This window comes from Frigoribacterium sp. UYMn621, from assembly GCF_040549525.1.
GTDB lineage: Bacteria > Actinomycetota > Actinomycetes > Actinomycetales > Microbacteriaceae > Lacisediminihabitans.
In genome coordinates, this window is the sequence record NZ_JBEPTM010000003.1 from 140,077 (window position 1) to 157,775 (window position 17,699).

At 66.3% G+C, this 17,699-nt stretch carries 12 protein-coding genes; 8 read left to right on the forward strand and 4 right to left on the reverse strand.

The genetic code is table 11. The features are described from left to right. Positions 1–13: 13 nt before the first annotated feature. Complete coding sequence (locus ABIB54_RS06995; RefSeq protein ID WP_354574796.1) at positions 14–1,066, reverse strand: AI-2E family transporter; 1,053 nt, start codon at positions 1,064–1,066, stop codon at positions 14–16. Between the two features lie 41 nt (positions 1,067–1,107). Next, positions 1,108–3,060 carry a DivIVA domain-containing protein gene (locus ABIB54_RS07000; RefSeq protein ID WP_354574797.1) on the reverse strand — a complete coding sequence of 651 codons (1,953 nt, stop codon included), beginning with the start codon at positions 3,058–3,060 and terminating at the stop codon, positions 1,108–1,110. Between the two features lie 333 nt (positions 3,061–3,393). On the opposite strand from ABIB54_RS07000, the gene ABIB54_RS07005 reads away from it, so the two are divergent. Together ABIB54_RS07005 and ABIB54_RS07010 are read left to right on the forward strand one after the other, a co-directional pair. Further along, positions 3,394–5,154, forward strand: a complete 1,761-nt coding sequence (locus ABIB54_RS07005; RefSeq protein ID WP_354574798.1) for a DUF8094 domain-containing protein — start codon at positions 3,394–3,396, stop codon at positions 5,152–5,154. After that, positions 5,151–6,071: a co-chaperone YbbN gene (locus ABIB54_RS07010; RefSeq protein WP_354574799.1), complete on the forward strand. Its 921-nt coding sequence runs from the start codon at positions 5,151–5,153 to the stop codon at positions 6,069–6,071. The genes ABIB54_RS07005 and ABIB54_RS07010 overlap by 4 nt, the downstream gene beginning before the upstream one ends. Before the next feature lie 162 nt (positions 6,072–6,233). Here the strand turns inward: ABIB54_RS07010 and glgB are convergent, their stop codons facing one another. Both glgB and ABIB54_RS07020 read right to left on the reverse strand, forming a co-directional pair. Next, positions 6,234–8,546 (reverse strand): 1,4-alpha-glucan branching protein GlgB, encoded by a 2,313-nt coding sequence (gene glgB, locus ABIB54_RS07015; protein ID WP_354574800.1) that lies wholly within the window; start codon positions 8,544–8,546, stop codon positions 6,234–6,236. Next, positions 8,547–10,523, reverse strand: coding sequence for an alpha-1,4-glucan--maltose-1-phosphate maltosyltransferase (locus tag ABIB54_RS07020; RefSeq protein WP_354575054.1), 1,977 nt, complete (start codon positions 10,521–10,523; stop codon positions 8,547–8,549). A 151-nt stretch (positions 10,524–10,674) separates the two neighbouring features. On the opposite strand from ABIB54_RS07020, the gene glgP reads away from it, so the two are divergent. The 6 genes from glgP to ABIB54_RS07050 all read left to right on the forward strand — a co-directional run bounded on the left by glgP (position 10,675) and on the right by ABIB54_RS07050 (position 17,699). Beyond that, on the forward strand, positions 10,675–13,233 hold the full coding sequence (glgP, locus tag ABIB54_RS07025) for an alpha-glucan family phosphorylase (protein WP_354574801.1): 2,559 nt from the start codon (positions 10,675–10,677) through the stop codon (positions 13,231–13,233). A gap of 524 nt (positions 13,234–13,757) precedes the next feature. Continuing rightward, positions 13,758–14,324 carry an alternate-type signal peptide domain-containing protein gene (locus tag ABIB54_RS07030; RefSeq protein ID WP_354574802.1) on the forward strand — a complete coding sequence of 189 codons (567 nt, stop codon included), beginning with the start codon at positions 13,758–13,760 and terminating at the stop codon, positions 14,322–14,324. 106 nt (positions 14,325–14,430) lie between these two features. Further along, positions 14,431–15,045: a hypothetical protein gene (locus tag ABIB54_RS07035; protein WP_354574803.1), complete on the forward strand. Its 615-nt coding sequence runs from the start codon at positions 14,431–14,433 to the stop codon at positions 15,043–15,045. Next, complete coding sequence (locus ABIB54_RS07040) at positions 15,042–16,352, forward strand: RICIN domain-containing protein (RefSeq protein ID WP_354574804.1); 1,311 nt, start codon at positions 15,042–15,044, stop codon at positions 16,350–16,352. The genes ABIB54_RS07035 and ABIB54_RS07040 overlap by 4 nt, the downstream gene beginning before the upstream one ends. Beyond that, a complete protein-coding gene (locus ABIB54_RS07045; RefSeq protein WP_354574805.1) occupies positions 16,352–17,050 on the forward strand; it encodes an LAVTG motif-containing sortase-dependent surface protein in 699 nt (232 codons plus the stop codon). The genes ABIB54_RS07040 and ABIB54_RS07045 overlap by 1 nt, the downstream gene beginning before the upstream one ends. After that, entirely contained in the window at positions 17,043–17,699 is a 657-nt protein-coding gene (locus tag ABIB54_RS07050; protein WP_354574806.1) for a signal peptidase I, read from the forward strand. Before ABIB54_RS07045 ends, ABIB54_RS07050 begins: the two co-directional genes overlap by 8 nt.

Sequence of the window (17,699 nt, forward strand, 5' to 3'; positions counted from 1 at the left end):
AGCCCGGAGTCGGTCAGAGCTCGTTCTGCCGGGGCACGACCACCTGGTCGAAGATGAGAAGCACCGAGGCGGCCACAGGGATGGCGATGAGCGCACCGAGAATGCCGAGCAGCGCGCCTCCGGCCAGGGCGGCGATGACCACTATCGCTCCCGGCACCTTCACCGCACGGTTCATCACCCGCGGGTTGATCACGTATGCCTCGATCTGCATGTAGATCACGTAGTAGATGCCCACCCAGAGCGCCGGACCGGGTCCCGCGAGAAGCAGGGTGCTCAGGGTGATCAGGATGCTGCCCGACAGCGTTCCGACGAGCGGCACGAGGGCGAACAGGAACGCGATGAAGGCGAACAGTGCCGGATACTTCGCTCCGAAGAGCTGCCCGATCGACAGAAAGAGGAAGCTGGCGACCCCGTTAGCGAGGGCGATGGTGCCCTGGCCCACGACGTACCGGCCGACCGATGCGCTGATCTGCTCCGCGAGGTCGGAGAAGCGGGCACGTTTGGAGGCGGGAACGAGTCGGTACAGCCCGCGCTTCATGTTGGACAGCGAGGCGACGAAGTACAGGGTGAGGATCAGGATGATGACGAAGCCGGTCGCCCCGCTCGCGATCCCGACGCCGACCGATAGCAGGCCGCCGCCGATGGTCGACACGTTGCTGCGCAACCAGTTGCCGGACTGCGTGATCAGGTCGTTCAGGTTGATCCAGTCGGGGAGGCTCTTCTGGGTGTCCCTGATCCAGGTCGCCCTCGTCACGGTGGCGATGAAGTCGGGAAGGCTCGAGATGAGGTTGTTCACCTGGTCGACGATCACCGGAACGACCGCGAAGATGAGCCCGACGAAGACGGCGAGAATACCGATGAGCACCGTGAGAATGGCCACCGAGCGGGGAAACCTGTGACGCTCGAGCCACGAGACGGCCGGGTCGATGCCGAGGGCGAGGAACAGTGCCGCCCCGATGTAGGTGAGAATCGTCGACAGGGACGCCACCGCGCCACCGATGCCGACGGCGACGAGCACTCCGAGCCCGCCGAGCAGGCCGAGACGGAAGGCGTTTTGGATCTTCACTGCGACTCCCGTGAGTAGACGAAGGGTTGCCCGATCAGAGGCTACTTATCGCTCGCAACCTTCTCTGCCTGAGACAGTACAGTCCGAAGGCTCTCGAAGTAACCCGCCACGGACTCGCGCTCGATGCGGATCTGCGACATCCGCTCTTCAGCATCCTTGACGAGATCTGCGGTTCGCTTCTCGGCATCCTTCACCATCGCCTTCGCGCGAGCCTCGGCGTTGGAGATGATCTCGGCCGCCTCGTTGCCCGAGCGGTCGCGGAGCTCGCGGGCTTCGGCCTTGGCGTCCACATCGATCGCGTCCGCTTCCGCGCGCTTCTCACCGGTGATCCGGATGGCGTCGGCCAGCTGGGCATTCGCCTCGTCGAGGTATTTCTGGGTCTGGGCGACCGCCTCCTGGTGCTTCGCCAGGAACTCCTTCTCGGCCTCGTCCCGCCGGGCCTTCAGCTCCACGTCGAGGTCGGTGCGTGCCTGCTCGGAGTCGAGGGCGAGACGGTTGCGCGCCTCGGCGGTGTCGTGGATGAGCGAGGCACGGGTCTGCTCGACCTCGCGGGTGACATCCGCGCGCAACTGCTCAACTTCCCGGGCGACATTGGTGCGTTGCTCTTCGACGTCGTGCTCCAGCTCGGCCCGCGCTGCGGCGAGTTCCGCCTCGAGCTTCGCGCGTGCCTCTGTGGTCTCCTGCTCGAGTTCGGCGCGGGCGCGCTTGACCTCGAGGGCGAGCTTGGCCTTGGCCGCCTTCGCGTCCTGCGTGATGGTGGCCGCGGCAGCGGCGCGATCCTGCTGCACCTTCGCCTGGGCTGCGGCACTCTCCTGCTCGAGGGCTGAGCGAGCGGCGGCGGTCTCCTGCTCGAGCGCATCCCGCGTCGAGGCGGTGTCGAGGGCGAGAGCATCGCGGGCTGCGGTGGTCTCCTGCTCGAGGGCTGCGCGAGCGGCGGCGGTCTCCTGCTCGAGCGCGACCCGATCAGCCTCCGTCTGCTGTTCCAGCGCCGTGCGCGCCGCCTCGGTCTCCTGTTCGAGGGCGATGCGGGCGGCGGTGGTCTCCTGCTCCAGGGCGGTCCGTGTCTCGGCGGTACGCCGGGCGAGGGCATTGTGAGCATCAGCCATCTCGCTCTCGAGCACGTTGCGCTTCTCGGTGCTGTCGAGTTCGAAGGCGGTTCGCGCCTCGTCGATCTCGCGGGCCAGCTCGGCGCGCTGTGTCTCCGTCGAACGCTCCAGTTCGATGCGTGCCGCCTGGGTGTCCCGATCGAGATCGGTGCGCTGCTGTTCGGTGTCGCGCGCGAGGTCGCCCCACTGCTTCTCGGCTTCGCTGGTGAACTCGGTGCGACCGAGCTCCGTCTCCCGCGCGAGGGCGGCGGCGGCATCCCGTGCCTCGCTCATCTCCCGCGTGGCGACGGCCTTGAGTTCTGCCGCCTCCCGCTCTGCCTCGGCACGAACGGCGGCGGATTCACGCTTGGCGGTCGCGCGGGCCTCGGCGGCCTCGGTGGCGACGGCACCGCGGATGGCGGCGGCGTCCCGCAGGGCGTCCTGCGTTATCGTCTCGGCTTCGGCGCGAGTGCGCTCCAGCAGCTCGGAGGCTTCGGAATTCGCCGAATCGAGGATGCGGCCGACCGTGGCGTGCGCATCGGCCAGGCTCTTGTCGGCGCTCTCCATCGCGTCGGTGCGCAGCTTGGTGACCTCGGCCTGCACACCGCTGCGCAACTTCTCGGCATCGATGTCGGCCTGGCTGATGAGCCTCGTCGACTGTTCCTCGGCGACGCGAAGCGTGTTCTCGAGTTTGGTGCCGAGCCCGCTGTAGGTGGGACTGCCGGTCTCTTCGATCTCGGCCTGGAGGTCATCGACCGTCGCGTGAAGTCGTTTGAGCTCCTTGGCCGCCTCGGCCTTGTCGCTGTTGGCCTTGATCAGCTCACGCCGGAGATCCTGGATCGCACTGTCCACCTCGTCGCGGTTGTACCCGCGCATCGCCGTGGTGAAGGTCTCGTCGTCAGTGGCCACGCTGTCTCCTCGTGAGTGATTTTGCCCGGGCGCGAACAGAGTCGTGGCCGGAACCATCCGAGTTTAGCGTGAGAGAGCGGCGGCGCCCCGGCCCGTTTTGGGGGCCAGAACGCCCTGTTTACGGGGGTCTGGTGGCTATGGTGAGGCGGTTCTCAGGGTCGCTAGGCTATTCTGGAACGTCTTTGCCTGTTGCCACACGGACTTTTCAGTCAGTCCTACGGGCCTCTTGGCGTCACCCGATGCCGCCCTTCGCCGCTTGCGCGCTGGAGGCGGCGGTGTCGCGGGAGATGCCGACCGCCGGTCGCCCACGGCAACACGAGAGGAGTAACCAACGTGCGTTTCATCGCCGCGATCATCAGTTTCGTGATCGCATTCGGGCTCATCGCCTACGGTATCGCCCAGCGCACCGTGCTCGCCGAAGCCGACAGCATCACCGCCTCGGAGACCTTCACCACGAAGGCCCCCGTCACCATCGTCAACTCCTCGACGCTCAAGTCCCTTCCGGGCCGCCAGGAGATCCATATCAGCGGCGCGAAGAAGATCTTCGCTGCCTACGGTCGCACCGACGACGTGCTGGCCTGGGTCGGTGATGCGAGTTACAACCGGGTCGGTTTCAACAGCGCCAAGTCGACGCTCACCTCTCGCCTCGTCGAAGGCAAGACCTCCCAGGTGCCCAACCCACAGGGCTCCGACCTCTGGCTCGACCAGTTCAGCGAGACCGACAGCCTCGACTTCACGGTGAACGTTCCCGACAACATCTCGGTGATCATCGTGTCCGATGGCACGAACGCGGCTCCCAGCACCCTCTCCATCCGGTGGCCTCTCGACAACCGCACCCCGTGGTCCGGACCCCTGATCGTCGGCGGGATCGTGCTGCTGATCATCGGTCTCGCTCTCTACCTCTGGGGGCTCGCGCACCTGCGGCGTTCCCGCGGACCCCGCCGGAAGACTCCCAAGATGCCCAAGGTCCCTCGCCAGCGCAGCTACCGGCCGCGCAGACCGAAGGCCCTCGCGCCCACCGGTTCCCGCCGAGCCAACCGCAGGCGGATGATCGCGATCGTGCCAGTGCTGCTGGTCGGTGGCCTCGCCCTCAGCGGATGCACGGCCGATTCCTGGCCCGCCTTCGGGCCGAGCGCCGCGTCTGCCACGCCGACCCCGTCCGCCACGGCCGCTGCCGCCGATGTCTCGCCTCCCGCCGTGACGGTTCCCCAGTTGAGGGTGATCCTCTCTCGGATCTCGGCCGTCGCCGCCAAGGCGGATGCCGATAAGGACGTCGAACTCGCCAAGACCCGGTTCGATGGTGCGGCGCTCGACCTGCGCGCCGCGAACTACGCCATCCGAAAGGTGGATGACACTCAGGCCGCCCTCGCCGCCATCCCGGCCGGTAGTGCCACCGTGATCCTGCCTCAGCTGCAGGATGCCGGCAAATGGCCGCGGGTCGTCTTCACTGTCGTGCAGAACCCCACGGACAAGAAGGTGCCACCGTTGGGACTGATGCTCGAACAGAAGACACCCCGATCCGACTACAAGGTCGAGTACGCGACCGCCCTCGAGGCCGGAGTGGTACTGCCGAAGCTCGCGGCGAAGGAGGTCGGTGCACCCCGCCTCGATCCCGATGTCAAGCTGCTCGAGCTCGCACCGTCCAAGATCGCACTCGCCTACGGCGACATCCTCGAGAAGGGACCGACCAGCGAGTCCGCAAAATACTTCGATACCTCCAACGACAAGCTCATCGGGCTGATCGGTCTGGAATACCGCAAGTCGCTCCAGGCGGCATTGCCTGCCACAGCGAAGATGGAATTCGCCAATAGCGTCGGTCCCTACGACAGCATCTCGCTCGGCAGCAACGATTCGGGCGCCATCGTGGCGGTCAATCTCAACGAGACCGTGACGGTGACTCCGGTCGAAGCCGGTACGGCGGTGAATCCGGAGGGGCAGGTGAAGTCGCTCTCCGGCGTCACCGGGTCCACCAAGGGCACTGTCGCGGTCTACAGCGACCAACTCCTGTTCTACGTCCCCAGTTCGACGAGCAAGGAAAAGATCTCCCTGCTCGGTTTCGCGACCGGTCTCACCTCGGCCAAGGAGCTCCCGTGACCTCGATTCCCCCCGCAAGCCGTGCCAACCTGCGCGGCGCAGTAGACCTCTCCTCCCTGGTTCGTCCGCCGGCGCCCCCAGCGGGGTCCGCTCCCGGGCCGGCGGCCTCTGTGCCTTCCCTCGTGGTCGAATCCTCCGATGCGTCCTTCACTGCCATCCTCGACCTCTCGCAGACCGTTCCGGTGGTCGTCGAGCTGTACGTCGGTGAGCCATCGGCCACTCTCATCAGCGCCGTCACCGCGTACGCTGGTCGACTCGTGCTCGCGACAGTGGATGCCTCGGCCAATCCTCAGCTGACGCAGGCCTTCCACGCCGCGGCGGCACCCACCGTCGCCGCGGTGGTCGGCGGACGCCCGATCGCGCTCTATGAGGGCGAACTGCCGGAGGCGGATGTCAAGCAGGTGCTCGACCAGTTGCTGACGCTCGCCGCCCAACAGAACGTCACCGGCACTGTCGAGCCCCCGGAGCCGGGCGCGGAGCCCGCAGAGCCGGTCGAGGAACCGTTGCCGCCCCACCACCAGGAGGCGTACGACGCGATCGCCGCGGGAGACTTCGACACGGCCATCCGCGAATACAGGACGGCCATCGCCCAGGACCCGCGTGATCAGCTCGCCGTTGCCGGGCTTGCGCAGGTGTCGCTGCTCTCCCGCCTCGGCACCGCATCGGCGTCCGAAATCCGGGCTGCGGCCGCTGCGGCTCCGACGGACCTCGATGCCCAGCTCGCCGTCGCCGATCTCGACACCTCCGGTGGGCACCTCGAAGACGCGTTCGGACGTCTCCTCGAACTCTTCCCCACCCTCGACCAGCCGGGCAAGGACCGCGTCCGCACCCGCCTCCTCGACTTCTTCGAGATCGCCGGAGGGGATGACCCTCGTGTGGTCTCCGCTCGCCGTCGCCTGACGGGCCTTCTGTACTGAGCGCGCCTTCTGCTGGTCGAGTAGGGCGCCCGCGCCTTTTTCTGGTCGAGTAGGGCGCCCGCGCCTTCTGCTGGTCGAGTAGGGCGCCCGCGCCCGTGTCGAGACCGGTCGCAGGTGGGTCTCGACACGCTCGCTGGCGCTCGCTACTCGACCGTCACGGGACTACCTCCGCAGCTTGAGCCAGAGCCCGGCCAGCGGCGGCAGCGTGAGCTCCGCGGAGGCCGGACGACCCGCCCAGGGCGTGTCGGTGGCCTCGACCGCGCCGAAGTTGCCGACTCCGGAGCCGCCGTACTCCGAGGCATCCGTGTTGAGGATCTCGTCCCAGATGCCCGCGAACGGGAGCCCCACGCGATAGGGCCCGACGGTGTTGCCGCCGAAGTTCATCAGAACCGCGATGGGGTTGCCGTGGTTGTCCCAGCGCAGGAACGACACCGCGTTGTGCTCGGCGTCACCCGCGTCGATCCATTCGAACCCGCCCGGGTCGTTGTCGCGAGACCACAGTGACGGCTGGTCGCGGTAGACCCGGTTCATCTGGCTGACCAGGGTGAGCAGTCCGCGGTGGATCGGCTGGTCGAGGATCCACCAGTCGAGCCCGCGCTCTTCGCTCCACTCCGAGGGCTGCCCGAATTCGGATCCCATGAACAACAACTGCTTGCCCGGATGCGACCACATGAACGCGAGATAGGCGCGCAGGTTCGCGAGCTTCTGCCACTGGTCGCCGGGCATCTTGTGCAGCAGTGACCCCTTGCCGTGCACGACCTCGTCGTGGCTGATCGGCAGCAGGAAGCTCTCGGTGAAGGCGTAGACCATGCTGAACGTGATCTCGTTGTGGTGGTACGAGCGGTACATGGGGTCTTCCTCCATGTACGAGAGGCTGTCGTGCATCCAGCCCATGTTCCACTTCAGGCCGAAGCCGAGGCCGGAACCGCCCGTGGGCTTCGTGACTCCCGGCCAGGCCGTCGACTCCTCGGCGATCATCACGATGCCGGGATTGCGCTTGTAGGCCGTGGCGTTCACCTCCTGAAGGAAGCTGATCGCCTCGAGATTCTCCCGCCCACCGTTGACATTCGGCAGCCAGTCATCCGCTTCGCGGGAGTAGTCGAGGTAGAGCATCGACGCGACGGCGTCGACCCGGAGGCCATCGATGTGGAAGTCCTCGAGCCAGTAGGTGGCGTTGGCGACGAGGAAGTTGCGCACCTGTGAGTCGCCAAAGTTAAACACCAGGGTGCCCCAGTCGCGCTGTTCGCCGCGCCGGGGGTCGGAGTGCTCGTAGAGCGGCTGGCCGTCGAAGTTGGCCAGGGCCCATTCGTCCTTGGGGAAATGTGCCGGAACCCAGTCCATGATCACGCCGATGTCGGCCTGGTGGAGGCGGTCGATCAGGTAGCGGAGGTCGTCCGGATGCCCGAACCGGCTGGTCGGCGCGAAATAGCCCGTCACCTGGTAGCCCCACGAGCCGCCGAAGGGATGCTCCGCCAGCGGCATGAACTCGACGTGGGTGAACGCGGTCTCCTGCAGGTACGGGATCAGCTCGTCCGCCAGCGCGCGATAGTCCAGGCCGGGGCGCCACGATCCGACGTGGAGTTCGTAGACGCTCATCGGGGAATTGTGCGGATCGCGCTCGGCCCGCCGACGCATCCACTCGGAGTCGCCCCATTCGTAGAGTGTCTGGCCCACCTTCGAGGCGGTCGCCGGGGGCACCTCGGTATAGCGGGCCATCGGGTCCGCGCGCTGCACCCAGCGGCCGTCGGCGGTGAGGAGCTCGAACTTGTAGGAGGTGCCGGGGGCGAGCCCGGGCACGAAGAGCTCCCAGACGCCGTTGTCGTCGAGGCGACGCATGGCGTGGCCGAGGCCGTACCAGCCGTTGAAGTCGCCGAGCACGCGAGCGGCCTTGGCGTGCGGAGCCCAGACCGAGAAGCTCGTGCCCGACACATCCTCGTGCGGCCGGAAGTGTGCGCCGAACACCTGCCAGAGCTGCTCGTGGCGGCCCTGGCCCCAGAGGTAGAGGTCGATCTCTCCCACCGAGGAGACGAACCGGTACGGGTCATCCGTCACCCAGTCCGGTCCGTTCGAGTATGTCGTCTCGACCTGGTAGGCCTGGCCGGCGCCAGGCGCGTATCCCTGCCAAAGGCCGTCGGAGAGGTGGCTGAGTGCGACGCGGCTTCCGTCGGCACGGATCGCGGTCACCGAATCCGCGAGCGGGCGGATGACGCGGATGACGAAGCCGTCTCCGAGCGCGTGCTGGCCGAGGGTCTCGTGCGGGTGGGGGTGACGGCCCTCCACCAGCGCCGCGATGTGATCGGGGTGCAGCGTCGGGAGGGTCGGAACGACGGCGCTGGCGGCCGCCTTCGTCGATACCTTCTTGGCGGCGGGTCTCTTCGCGGCCGCTTTGCGCTCCGCGGGGGCCTTCACCGCTTTGTCCGCCAGCACTTTAGCCGCGGGCGTCTTCTTGGGGGGAGTGGACGGGTCCTTCGCCATTTACTTGCCTCTCGGGAGTTCGACACGCAGGATGTGCACGGGTTCGACAAAGGCGTCGAGCCGCACGAAGTTCTGCTGGCCCCAGGTGAATTTCTGCCGGGTGATGAGATCGGTCACCTCGAACGGCTCGTCCGGATCGACACCGAACCGGGTGGGATCGAGGTAGACGGTGGTCTCCCGGGCCGAATGCGGATCCAGGTTGGCGACGACGATGATGGCATCCCCCCGGCCGGAGCGGGTGAACGATCCGTCGAGGTACTTGCTGTAGACGAGGATTGACTCGTCGTCGCTCCAGTGGATGTCCAGATTGCGCAGTTGGCGCAGGGCCGGATGCTCCGCCCGGATCTTGTTCAACTGGGTGAGGTACGGCGCGAGGGACTTGCCCGCGGCCTCCGCGGCTCCGAAGTCCCTGGCCTTGTACTGGTACTTCTCGTTATCGATGTTCTCTTCTGAGCCGGGCCGGGCCACGTTCTCGAACAACTCGTACCCGGCGTACACGCCCCAGCTCGGCGATGCCGTCGCGGCGAGTGCCGCGCGGATCTTGTAGGCCGGCGGCCCCCCGAACTGCAGGAACTCGGTGAGGATGTCGGGGGTGTTGACGAAGAGGTTCGGGCGGAAGTATGCCGAGTGCTCATGGGAGATCTCGGTGAAGAACTCCTCGAGCTCGACCTTGGTGTTGCGCCAGGTGAAGTAGGAATAGGACTGCTGGAATCCGGCCTGTCCGAGCGAATACATCATGGCGGGCCGGGTGAATGCCTCGGCGAGGAAGACCACGTCGGGGAATTCCGAGTTCACCTGGTGCAGCATCCATTCCCAGAACTGCAGTGGTTTGGTGTGCGGGTTGTCCACCCGGAAGATGTTCACCCCGAGCCCGATCCAGTACTTGACGATGCGCAACACCTCGGTGCGGATGCCGATGGGATCGTTGTCGAAGTTGATCGGGTAGATGTCCTGGTACTTCTTCGGAGGATTCTCCGCATACGCGATCGACCCGTCCGGCAGGGTGGTGAACCACTCGGGGTGTTCGGCGACCCAGGGGTGGTCGGGCGAACACTGCAAGGCGAGGTCGAGGGCCACTTCGAGGCCGTTCTTCTTCGCCGTGTCGACGAAGGCCTCGAAGTCCTCCACGGTGCCGAGGTCGGGATGGATGGCGTCATGCCCGCCGTCGATCGACCCGATGGCCCAGGGGGATCCGGGATCCTGCGGGCCCGGGTTCAGCGTGTTGTTCGGTCCCTTGCGAAAACTCACACCGATCGGGTGGATCGGAGGAAGGTAGATCACGTCGAAGCCCATGCCCGCGACGTTGGGAAGACGGCGCGCGGCGGTGCGGAATGTGCCGCTCGTCCAGCTGCCGTCCTTGCCCTGTCTCGCCCCCTCCGAGCGCGGGAAGAACTCGTACCAGCTGCCGGCACCGGCGCGGGTGCGTTCGACCCGCACCTCGAGCGGAAGGCTGAGCGTGGTGAGGCTTGCGAGTGGCTTCTTCTCGATCTCGGCCGTGACCCGGGGATCGAGCGCCACCTCGAATCGTGCGGCAGGCGACAGGCTCTTGGTGCCCATCACCTTTGCCGCATCCTTCAGGATCTTGTTGGTGGGATCTGCCTTCACCGCGCGGGCGAGAAGGCCGGTGCCCATCAGGAGCATGAGTTTGACGTCGATGCCCGCCGGAATCTTGATCTCGGCGTTATGGAGCCAGGTCGCCCAGTCGTCGTTCCAGGCCTGAACGCTGTAGACCCAGGTGCCCTGCACATCGAGGAGGACTTCGACCTCCCAGCGGTCGAAGCCGACACCGACCTCGTGCATCCGGTGCTTCGACTGCACGCCCTCGGGCGTGGAGAGGAGTAGGTCGACACCCAGGATGTCGTGTCCCTCCTTGAACACGGTGGCCTGGAATGGCACCACCTCGCCCACGAAGGCTTTCGCTGGCCAGTTATTGTCGGGCTGCTGGGGAGCGAGCTCCCGAATCGGGATGCGGCCCATCTTTGGTTCGTAGACATTGGTCACTCTTCGACCGTACCGGCTCTGCAAAAGAATCTCTCCCCCCTTGACTCCTGTGCCGCTCCCCGCGTTTTTGTGGAAACGGTTGCAGCCCCGTCTCCAAACCTTAACTTTCTGCCCCTAGGGTGTAACGGTGAAGGCTATCCGTCGTTTTACCGTCCGCACCGTTCTCCCCGAGGTTCTTGCACCGCTGGAGGAGCTCGCTACGAATCTCCGCTGGTCCTGGCACCTCCCGACCCGGCGCCTGTTCGAAGACATCTCGCCCGAACTGTGGGAGTCGAGCGCGCACGACCCCATCGGTCTCCTCGGCGAGATCGAGCCGGCTCGCCTGCAGGAGCTCGCCGCCGACCAGGACTTCGTCGACCGGGCCGCGAACCTTGCTCAAGACCTGCACACCTACCTCACCGAGCCGCGCTGGTACCAGCAGACGGTGACGGATGCCGCCCCCAAGGCGATCGGTTACTTCTCGCCCGAGTTCGGCATCGCCGCTGCCCTTCCTCAGTACTCCGGCGGTCTCGGCATCCTCGCCGGCGACCACCTCAAGAGCGCTTCCGACCTCGGAGTGCCGATCATCGGTGTCGGACTGTTCTACCGCTCCGGCTACTTCGCCCAGTCCATCTCCCCGGACGGCTGGCAGCAGGAGTCCTACCCCGTGCTCGACCCCGACGGGCTGCCGCTCTCGGTCTTGCGTCATCCGGATGGCACCGCGGCCCAGGTCGCCCTCGCTCTCCCCGGCGGGCGTGCGCTCTACGCGCGCATCTGGCAGGTCGCCGTCGGGCGTATCCGCCTGCTGCTGCTCGACACCGACATCCCGGAGAACGAGGATGCATTGCGCTCGGTCACCGACCGCCTCTACGGTGGCGGCGGCGAGCATCGCCTGCTGCAGGAACTGCTGCTCGGCATCGGTGGCGTGCGCGCCATCAAGCTGCTCACCGAGTTGACGGATGCGGATGCCCCCGAGCTGTTCCACACCAATGAGGGCCACGCCGGATTCCTCGGCCTGGAGCGCATCAGCGACCTGATCGGTGAGGGCCTGTCCTTCGACGAGGCCCTGCAGGTCGTGCGCGCGGGCACCGTGTTCACGACCCACACGCCGGTGCCGGCCGGCATCGACCGGTTCGACTCCTCGCTGGTGCAGCAGTACTTCTCCACCGATCTGCTCCCCGGTGTCGAGGTAGACGATGTGCTCGCCCTCGGCTCCGAGAACTACGAGGGTGGTGCGGGCAACACCTTCAACATGGCGGTGATGGGACTTCGTCTCGGGCAGCGTGCCAACGGCGTCTCGCAGTTGCACGGTGAGGTGAGTCGCGGAATGTTCGGGGCGCTGTGGCCCGGCTTCGACGCCGACGATGTGCCGATCACCTCGGTGACGAACGGCGTGCACGCGCCCAGCTGGACCGACCCCTCGCTCGTGGCGCTCGCCGCCGACCGTCTCGGCACCTCCGACACGACGACTGCCGACTGGGCCTCCGAAGCGGTGAGCGACGCGGACCTGTGGAATGTACGCAACGGCATGCGCCAGCAACTGGTGACCGATGCCCGCTCCCGTGTCTCCGACGCCTGGGGAGAGCAGAACCCCGGCATCGGTGATCCGTCCTGGTTCTCGCAGCTTTTGGATCCCGATGTGCTGACGATCGGGTTCGCGCGTCGCGTACCCACCTACAAGCGACTCACGCTGATGCTCCACGACCCGGAACGCCTGCGTTCCATCCTGCTCTCCAAGGAACACCCGGTGCAGATCGTGATCGCGGGCAAGTCGCATCCCGCCGATGACGAGGGAAAGCGCCTCATCCAGAAGCTGGTGGAGTTCTCCCAGGAGCCGGAGATCCGCAAGCGCATGGTCTTCCTTCCCAACTACGACATCGCGATGGCCCAGTTGCTGTACCCCGGCACGGATGTCTGGCTGAACAACCCCCTTCGCCCGCTCGAAGCCTGCGGCACCTCCGGCATGAAGGCGGCGCTCAACGGCTCGCTCAACCTGTCCATCCTGGATGGCTGGTGGGCCGAGTTCTACGACGAGGAGAACGGCTGGGCCATCCCCAGCGCCGACTCTGCGGGAGATTCCGCCGAGCGCGACAAGCTCGAGGCCGACTCTATGTACGACCTGATCGAGCACCAGATCGCCCCACGGTTCTATGACCGTGGTGCCGACGGTGTGCCGACGCGATGGGTGGAGTCGATCCGCCACACCCTGTCGACACTGTCGTTCGAGCTTTCGGCGGACCGCATGGTGCGCGAGTACGTGCAGCGGCTCTACGTGCCATCCGCCGTCGCCCACCGCACGATCTCGGCCGAGAACTACGCCCCGGCCCGCGCCCTCGCCGCATGGAAGTCGAAGGTCACGGCGGCCTGGCCCCACGTGTCGGTCGCCCACGTGGAATCCGGGGGAGTGGACGCCGTACCGCAGGTCGGCGACGAGCTGCACGTGCGCGCCCACGTCAACCTGGCCGGACTGACGCCCGCGGACGTGTCGGTGGAGGTCGTCTACGGGCGCGCCCGGGAAAACGACCGCCTGGAGAACCCGCACAGTGTGGAGCTCACGCCCTCGCCCACCGTGGGTGATCCGGCTCAATTCGCCGGCACTGTCACGCTCTCGCGGGCAGGCAGCTTCGGTTACAACGTGCGTGTGGTTCCGCGCAATCCGCTACTGGCGAGCCCGGCCGAACTCGGGTTGATCGCTGTGGCTTCGTAAAAGTCACGTAACAGGGCCCCCGGCGATCCGCCGGGGGCCCTTTTTGCGTGCCGGCCCGGTCGCGCCGAAGAGTTTCGCCGAGCGCCCTGCAGGCGCAGGGATTGCCGTTGTCCCCTGGGCGCTCAGATTTGTACCCCGAAACCGCGGGACACCGTCGATGACGACCTCCCCGATTCGATGGATTCCATGGTTTTGTGAGGTTATTCCGACGGATTCAGTGGCCTCAAGCTCATTTCACCATTTTTCACATGCAAATTCCGGTATATCGCTTGTGCCCTACTCTGGGGGTACATGGAGGATAGACAACTTGGTCTGTCCTACGTAGTGTTCTTTATGGGGAAGGTGCCCGACGGAAACCGCAAGGCGAAACCGACGGGCAGGACAGCCGGTCAGCCTCATCGATCCGGCCCACAGACTCGGAGCGTCGTGCCGATCACGATGTTTCTGCCGCGCTGCGGCACAGAACAACCGGCGAGCTTCGGCGCGCCCCACCCGACATCTACGGTGTCGCGAAAGGAATGACAATGAACAAGCTCCTCAAAGGTGCAATCGCCGGCGCAGCTGGTGTCGCCCTCCTCCTTGGCGGTGCAGGCACCTTCGCCCTGTGGAACTCGAGCGCGACGGTCACCGGCGGAAACATCGTCGCGGGCAACCTGCTCGTCGCCGACTCCGGTACCGCCGGCACCTGGACCGCGAACGGAACCACGATCACCCTCGCAACCTTCAAGGCCGTCCCCGGTGACGTGCTCAAGTTCACCAAGACCGTGAACGTCACCGCATCGGGCAACAACCTGGTCGCGACCCTCGGACTCGGAACGGCTTCGATCACGGGAGCCACCACTGCAGCAGCCGACACCGCTCTCGCCGGCTACCTCACCGCGAACACCGTTCTCGGTGCTACCGGCTCGGCCATCACCGGAGCCGGCCCGACCTACACGGTCACCCCCGGAACCGCTGGTATCGCGTCCTCCCCGGTCACCGTCACGGCGACCATCACCTTCCCGAAGTCCACCACCGCCGGCGCCGAGAACGACGCCAAGCTCGGCTCGGTGAACCTCAACAACCTGACGGTCACTCTCACCCAGAACTAGTCAGACCCGCGCAGGTGCCCACCACCCGAAGGTGGACGCCTGCGCGAGTGGCCTCGGCCGTATTCACTCCTCACATTCACAACATTCGGAAAGGGCGGTGCCACTGATGACTACTCTCACCGGCACCGCCTCTTCCCGTGGGGGACGACATGTCGCCCGCCGCAGCATCCGCACCCTGTTCTCGGTGCGCTCGATGGTCACGACGACCTTCGCCCTCATCCTCGCCATCGGCCTCGCCGGTGTCGCCACCGGTGGCACCTACGCCCAGTGGAACAAGTCGCAGGCCACGGCATCCAACGGGGCGATCTCCGCCGGATCTGCCGACCTCACGGTTTCGACAGCCCTTGCGATGCCCACGACGGCGATGTACCCGGGCGCGGTGCTCTACGGTTCGGCCGTACTGACTAACACGGGAACGATCCCTCTCACCCTCCGCACCAGCGGCCTCGCCGTGCCGACCTCCACCCCCTTCACGCAGGCACTCAGCTTCGGATTCGCCACCGCATCGACCGCGGCGAACTGCAGCGCGGGAACCGTGACATCCGCCTGGGTCTACAGCACCTTCGCTGCCCCCTCGGTTGCTACCATCGGAACAGCACTCCCCGTCGGCCAGTCGTCGGTTCTCTGTGTCTCCGTGAAGTTCTCGGGTTCGCCGGCCAACTCCACTCAGGGGCAGAGCGCACTGAACTTCACTGCCACCATCGACGGGATCCAGAATTGAGTACGCCAGGCTCTTCACGTCGCGCGGCGCGCATCCGGGTTCCCCGGGGTGCGATCATTGCGGGGCTCACGGCATTCCTCGTTCTTGCCAGCACCGGCATCGCGGCAGCCGTGTGGACCTCTGCGTCATCGTCGCTCGGCGGCACCGTTTCGGCCGGCACCCTGTCTGTCACCATCGCGCCGACTGATGTCGCCAACCTCAGCGCGATCTATTCGCCCTCGGTGCTCTCCCATACCGCCGCCATGCCCGTCACCAACTCCGGTACCGTGCCGGCGGACTACACCGTCGAGGTGAAGGCTGCCGCGAACGGACTTTCGAACGCGACCACGCTCACCGGCTGGCTCGTCACGACCGCGTCGCAGTGCACCGCGACCTCCGCCGCGGGAGCCCAGTCGGGCAGCGCGGTGCTCTCCACCGGGCTCTCGACGACAGATTCCGTTGCCGTCGGCGCCGTCGACATCTTCTGTGTGCGAACCACGATCCCCGCGACCTATGCCACGACGATGGGACCCGCGTCGATTCCGACCGTGACTCTCTCCTACTCCCAGGGTTCGTGGAACGGAAGTTCTTCCGCTACGGCGACCCAGACGGTAGCCGACACCGTCGCGCCGACCAGGCCGGGACGACCCGCCGCGTCCGCGACTTCCGCGGCGAAGACGACCCTCACCTGGGCGGCCTCGACCGACAACGCGGCCGTCACGAGCTACGACGTCTACCGGGATGGCACGCTCCTGGGCTCTGTCGCGGCACCGACCGTCTCTTTCACCGACACGGGACTCACCGGCGGCACGAGGTATTCGTACACGGTGAAGGCCCGGGATGCGGCGGATAACGTCTCGGCGGCATCCTCCTCCCGGAGTGTGACCACGACGGCCTTCGACACCTCGGTCAACTACCAGGTCAAGTTCACCTCGGCAAACCTCTGCGTCGACGGGGGAGTCTCCCCCGGGGCTAACGGCAACAATCTCGTGACGCTGGCCTGTCAGACCGGTCGAAGCCAGACCTGGCAGTTTGTGAACGTCTCCGGCGCGGACTACAAGATCTTCTCCACCGCGACTCCGAATCTCGTCTGGGATATCAGCGGAGCGAGCACGACCGATGGCTCGTCGGCAATCACCTGGAACTGGTCCGGCAACAACAACCAACTCTGGACCATCACCTCCGAGGGCAACGGAAAGGTGCACTTCACCAGCGTCAACAGCGGAAAGTGCCTGGCCCTCAAGAGCAACACCGCCGGCACCCAGGTACAGCAGTACACCTGCGATGGCACCGCGACCCAGACCTTCACGCTGACGCAGGTGCCGTGATGCGCTCGCGAATCGCAGCCGTCGCGGCGATGGTCGCCGTCGCATCCGCCCTCGTGCTCGGGGGAACGGTTGCCCCAGCATCCGCTGCCGTGGACAGCGTGCTGGTGAGTCGTGACGGCATCACCTTCGCCCCGACCCTCGACGGCGGGCTCTTCGACGGGGCCGGGATGCTCATTCCGGGGCAGTCAGTGAGTCGCTCGCTCTACATCCGCAATCCCTCCGGCGCGGCCTCCGCGCTGCGGGTGAGTATCCGAAACCTCGTGTCGACGTCGACGGTGTTCGCCGAGGGAGTGAGTCTCAGCTCGCTCGATTCGGTGCCCGGCTCGACTCCGGTATCCCAGCCTCTTGCGGCCCTCTCGCCGTGTGACGTGGTGAGCAGCGCAGTGTCCATCGCCGCGGGAGACACCGTGAAGCTCACGCTGACCTTCACCATGGCCGATCTCACCGCCGGCGTTGCTCAATCGGACCGGGCATCCCTCGACCTGATGGTCGCAATGCGGGATGCCGCGGCGGGCGCCTTCTCCGGATCGGCTTGCCGCGACGACGGCACCCTGCTCGCCAACACCGGCAGCTTTCGCACTGTCGCCTTCACGGGTGGCTCCCTGCCCGTGCCTCTGATCGCGGGTGGCGGTCTGCTGCTCGGAGTGGGAATGTTCCTGATTGTGGCCCGTCGTCGGCGACAATCAGAGGATGACTGACCACTCGAACCCCGACGGTGAATCCGCCGCGGGCGATCCGCCGCGGCGACCCCGCTCGGGCCCGCGTCGTGCCGACAGGGAGAAGGGCCTCGGCCATTACCTCGGCCTCGCGCTGAGCGGTGCCGTCCTCATCCTCGTGCTGGCGCTCGCGGCCCTGGTCGTCGTCATCCCGAAGCTGGCCGGGGGCATCCCGCTCACCGTCCTCACCAGCTCGATGATTCCGGGCTTTCCCCCGGGAACTCTGATCGTCGACGTGCCGGTGAAGACCGACGAGTTGAGAATCGGGGATGTCGCGACCTACCAGATCGTCTCGGGCAAGCCCGGCGTCATCACCCATCGCATCATCGCCATCCACAACGATTCGAACGGCACCCGCACCTTCCAGTTCAAGGGCGACAACAACGACCAGCCCGATCCGGGGGAGATCCTCGCCGACCAGGTGAGGGGGCGGGTCTGGTATTCGCTTCCCTACTTCGGCTATGTCAATAATGCTGTCAACGGGGAGAACAGAACCTGGATCGTACCGGTAGTCGCCGGGCTGCTCTTCGCCTATGCGGCCTATACGGTGGCGACGGCGATCGCCTCGGCGCGTCGGCAGAAGCGCCGGCGAGCCCGCCGCACGGCATCCTCGCCGCCCAGCGTGCCGTGA

Bases quoted from the DNA above. Each gene is read 5' to 3' on its own strand.
- glgB (WP_354574800.1), bottom strand. From the start codon at position 8,546: ATGGCGAAGGACCCGTCCACTCCCCCCAAGAAGACGCCCGCGGCTAAA.
- ABIB54_RS07020 (WP_354575054.1), bottom strand. From the start codon at position 10,523: ATGGGCCGCATCCCGATTCGGGAGCTCGCTCCCCAGCAGCCCGACAAT.
- ABIB54_RS07030 (WP_354574802.1), top strand. From the start codon at position 13,758: ATGAACAAGCTCCTCAAAGGTGCAATCGCCGGCGCAGCTGGTGTCGCC.
- ABIB54_RS07035 (WP_354574803.1), top strand. From the start codon at position 14,431: ATGACTACTCTCACCGGCACCGCCTCTTCCCGTGGGGGACGACATGTC.
- ABIB54_RS07045 (WP_354574805.1), top strand. From the start codon at position 16,352: ATGCGCTCGCGAATCGCAGCCGTCGCGGCGATGGTCGCCGTCGCATCC.
- ABIB54_RS07050 (WP_354574806.1), top strand. From the start codon at position 17,043: ATGACTGACCACTCGAACCCCGACGGTGAATCCGCCGCGGGCGATCCG.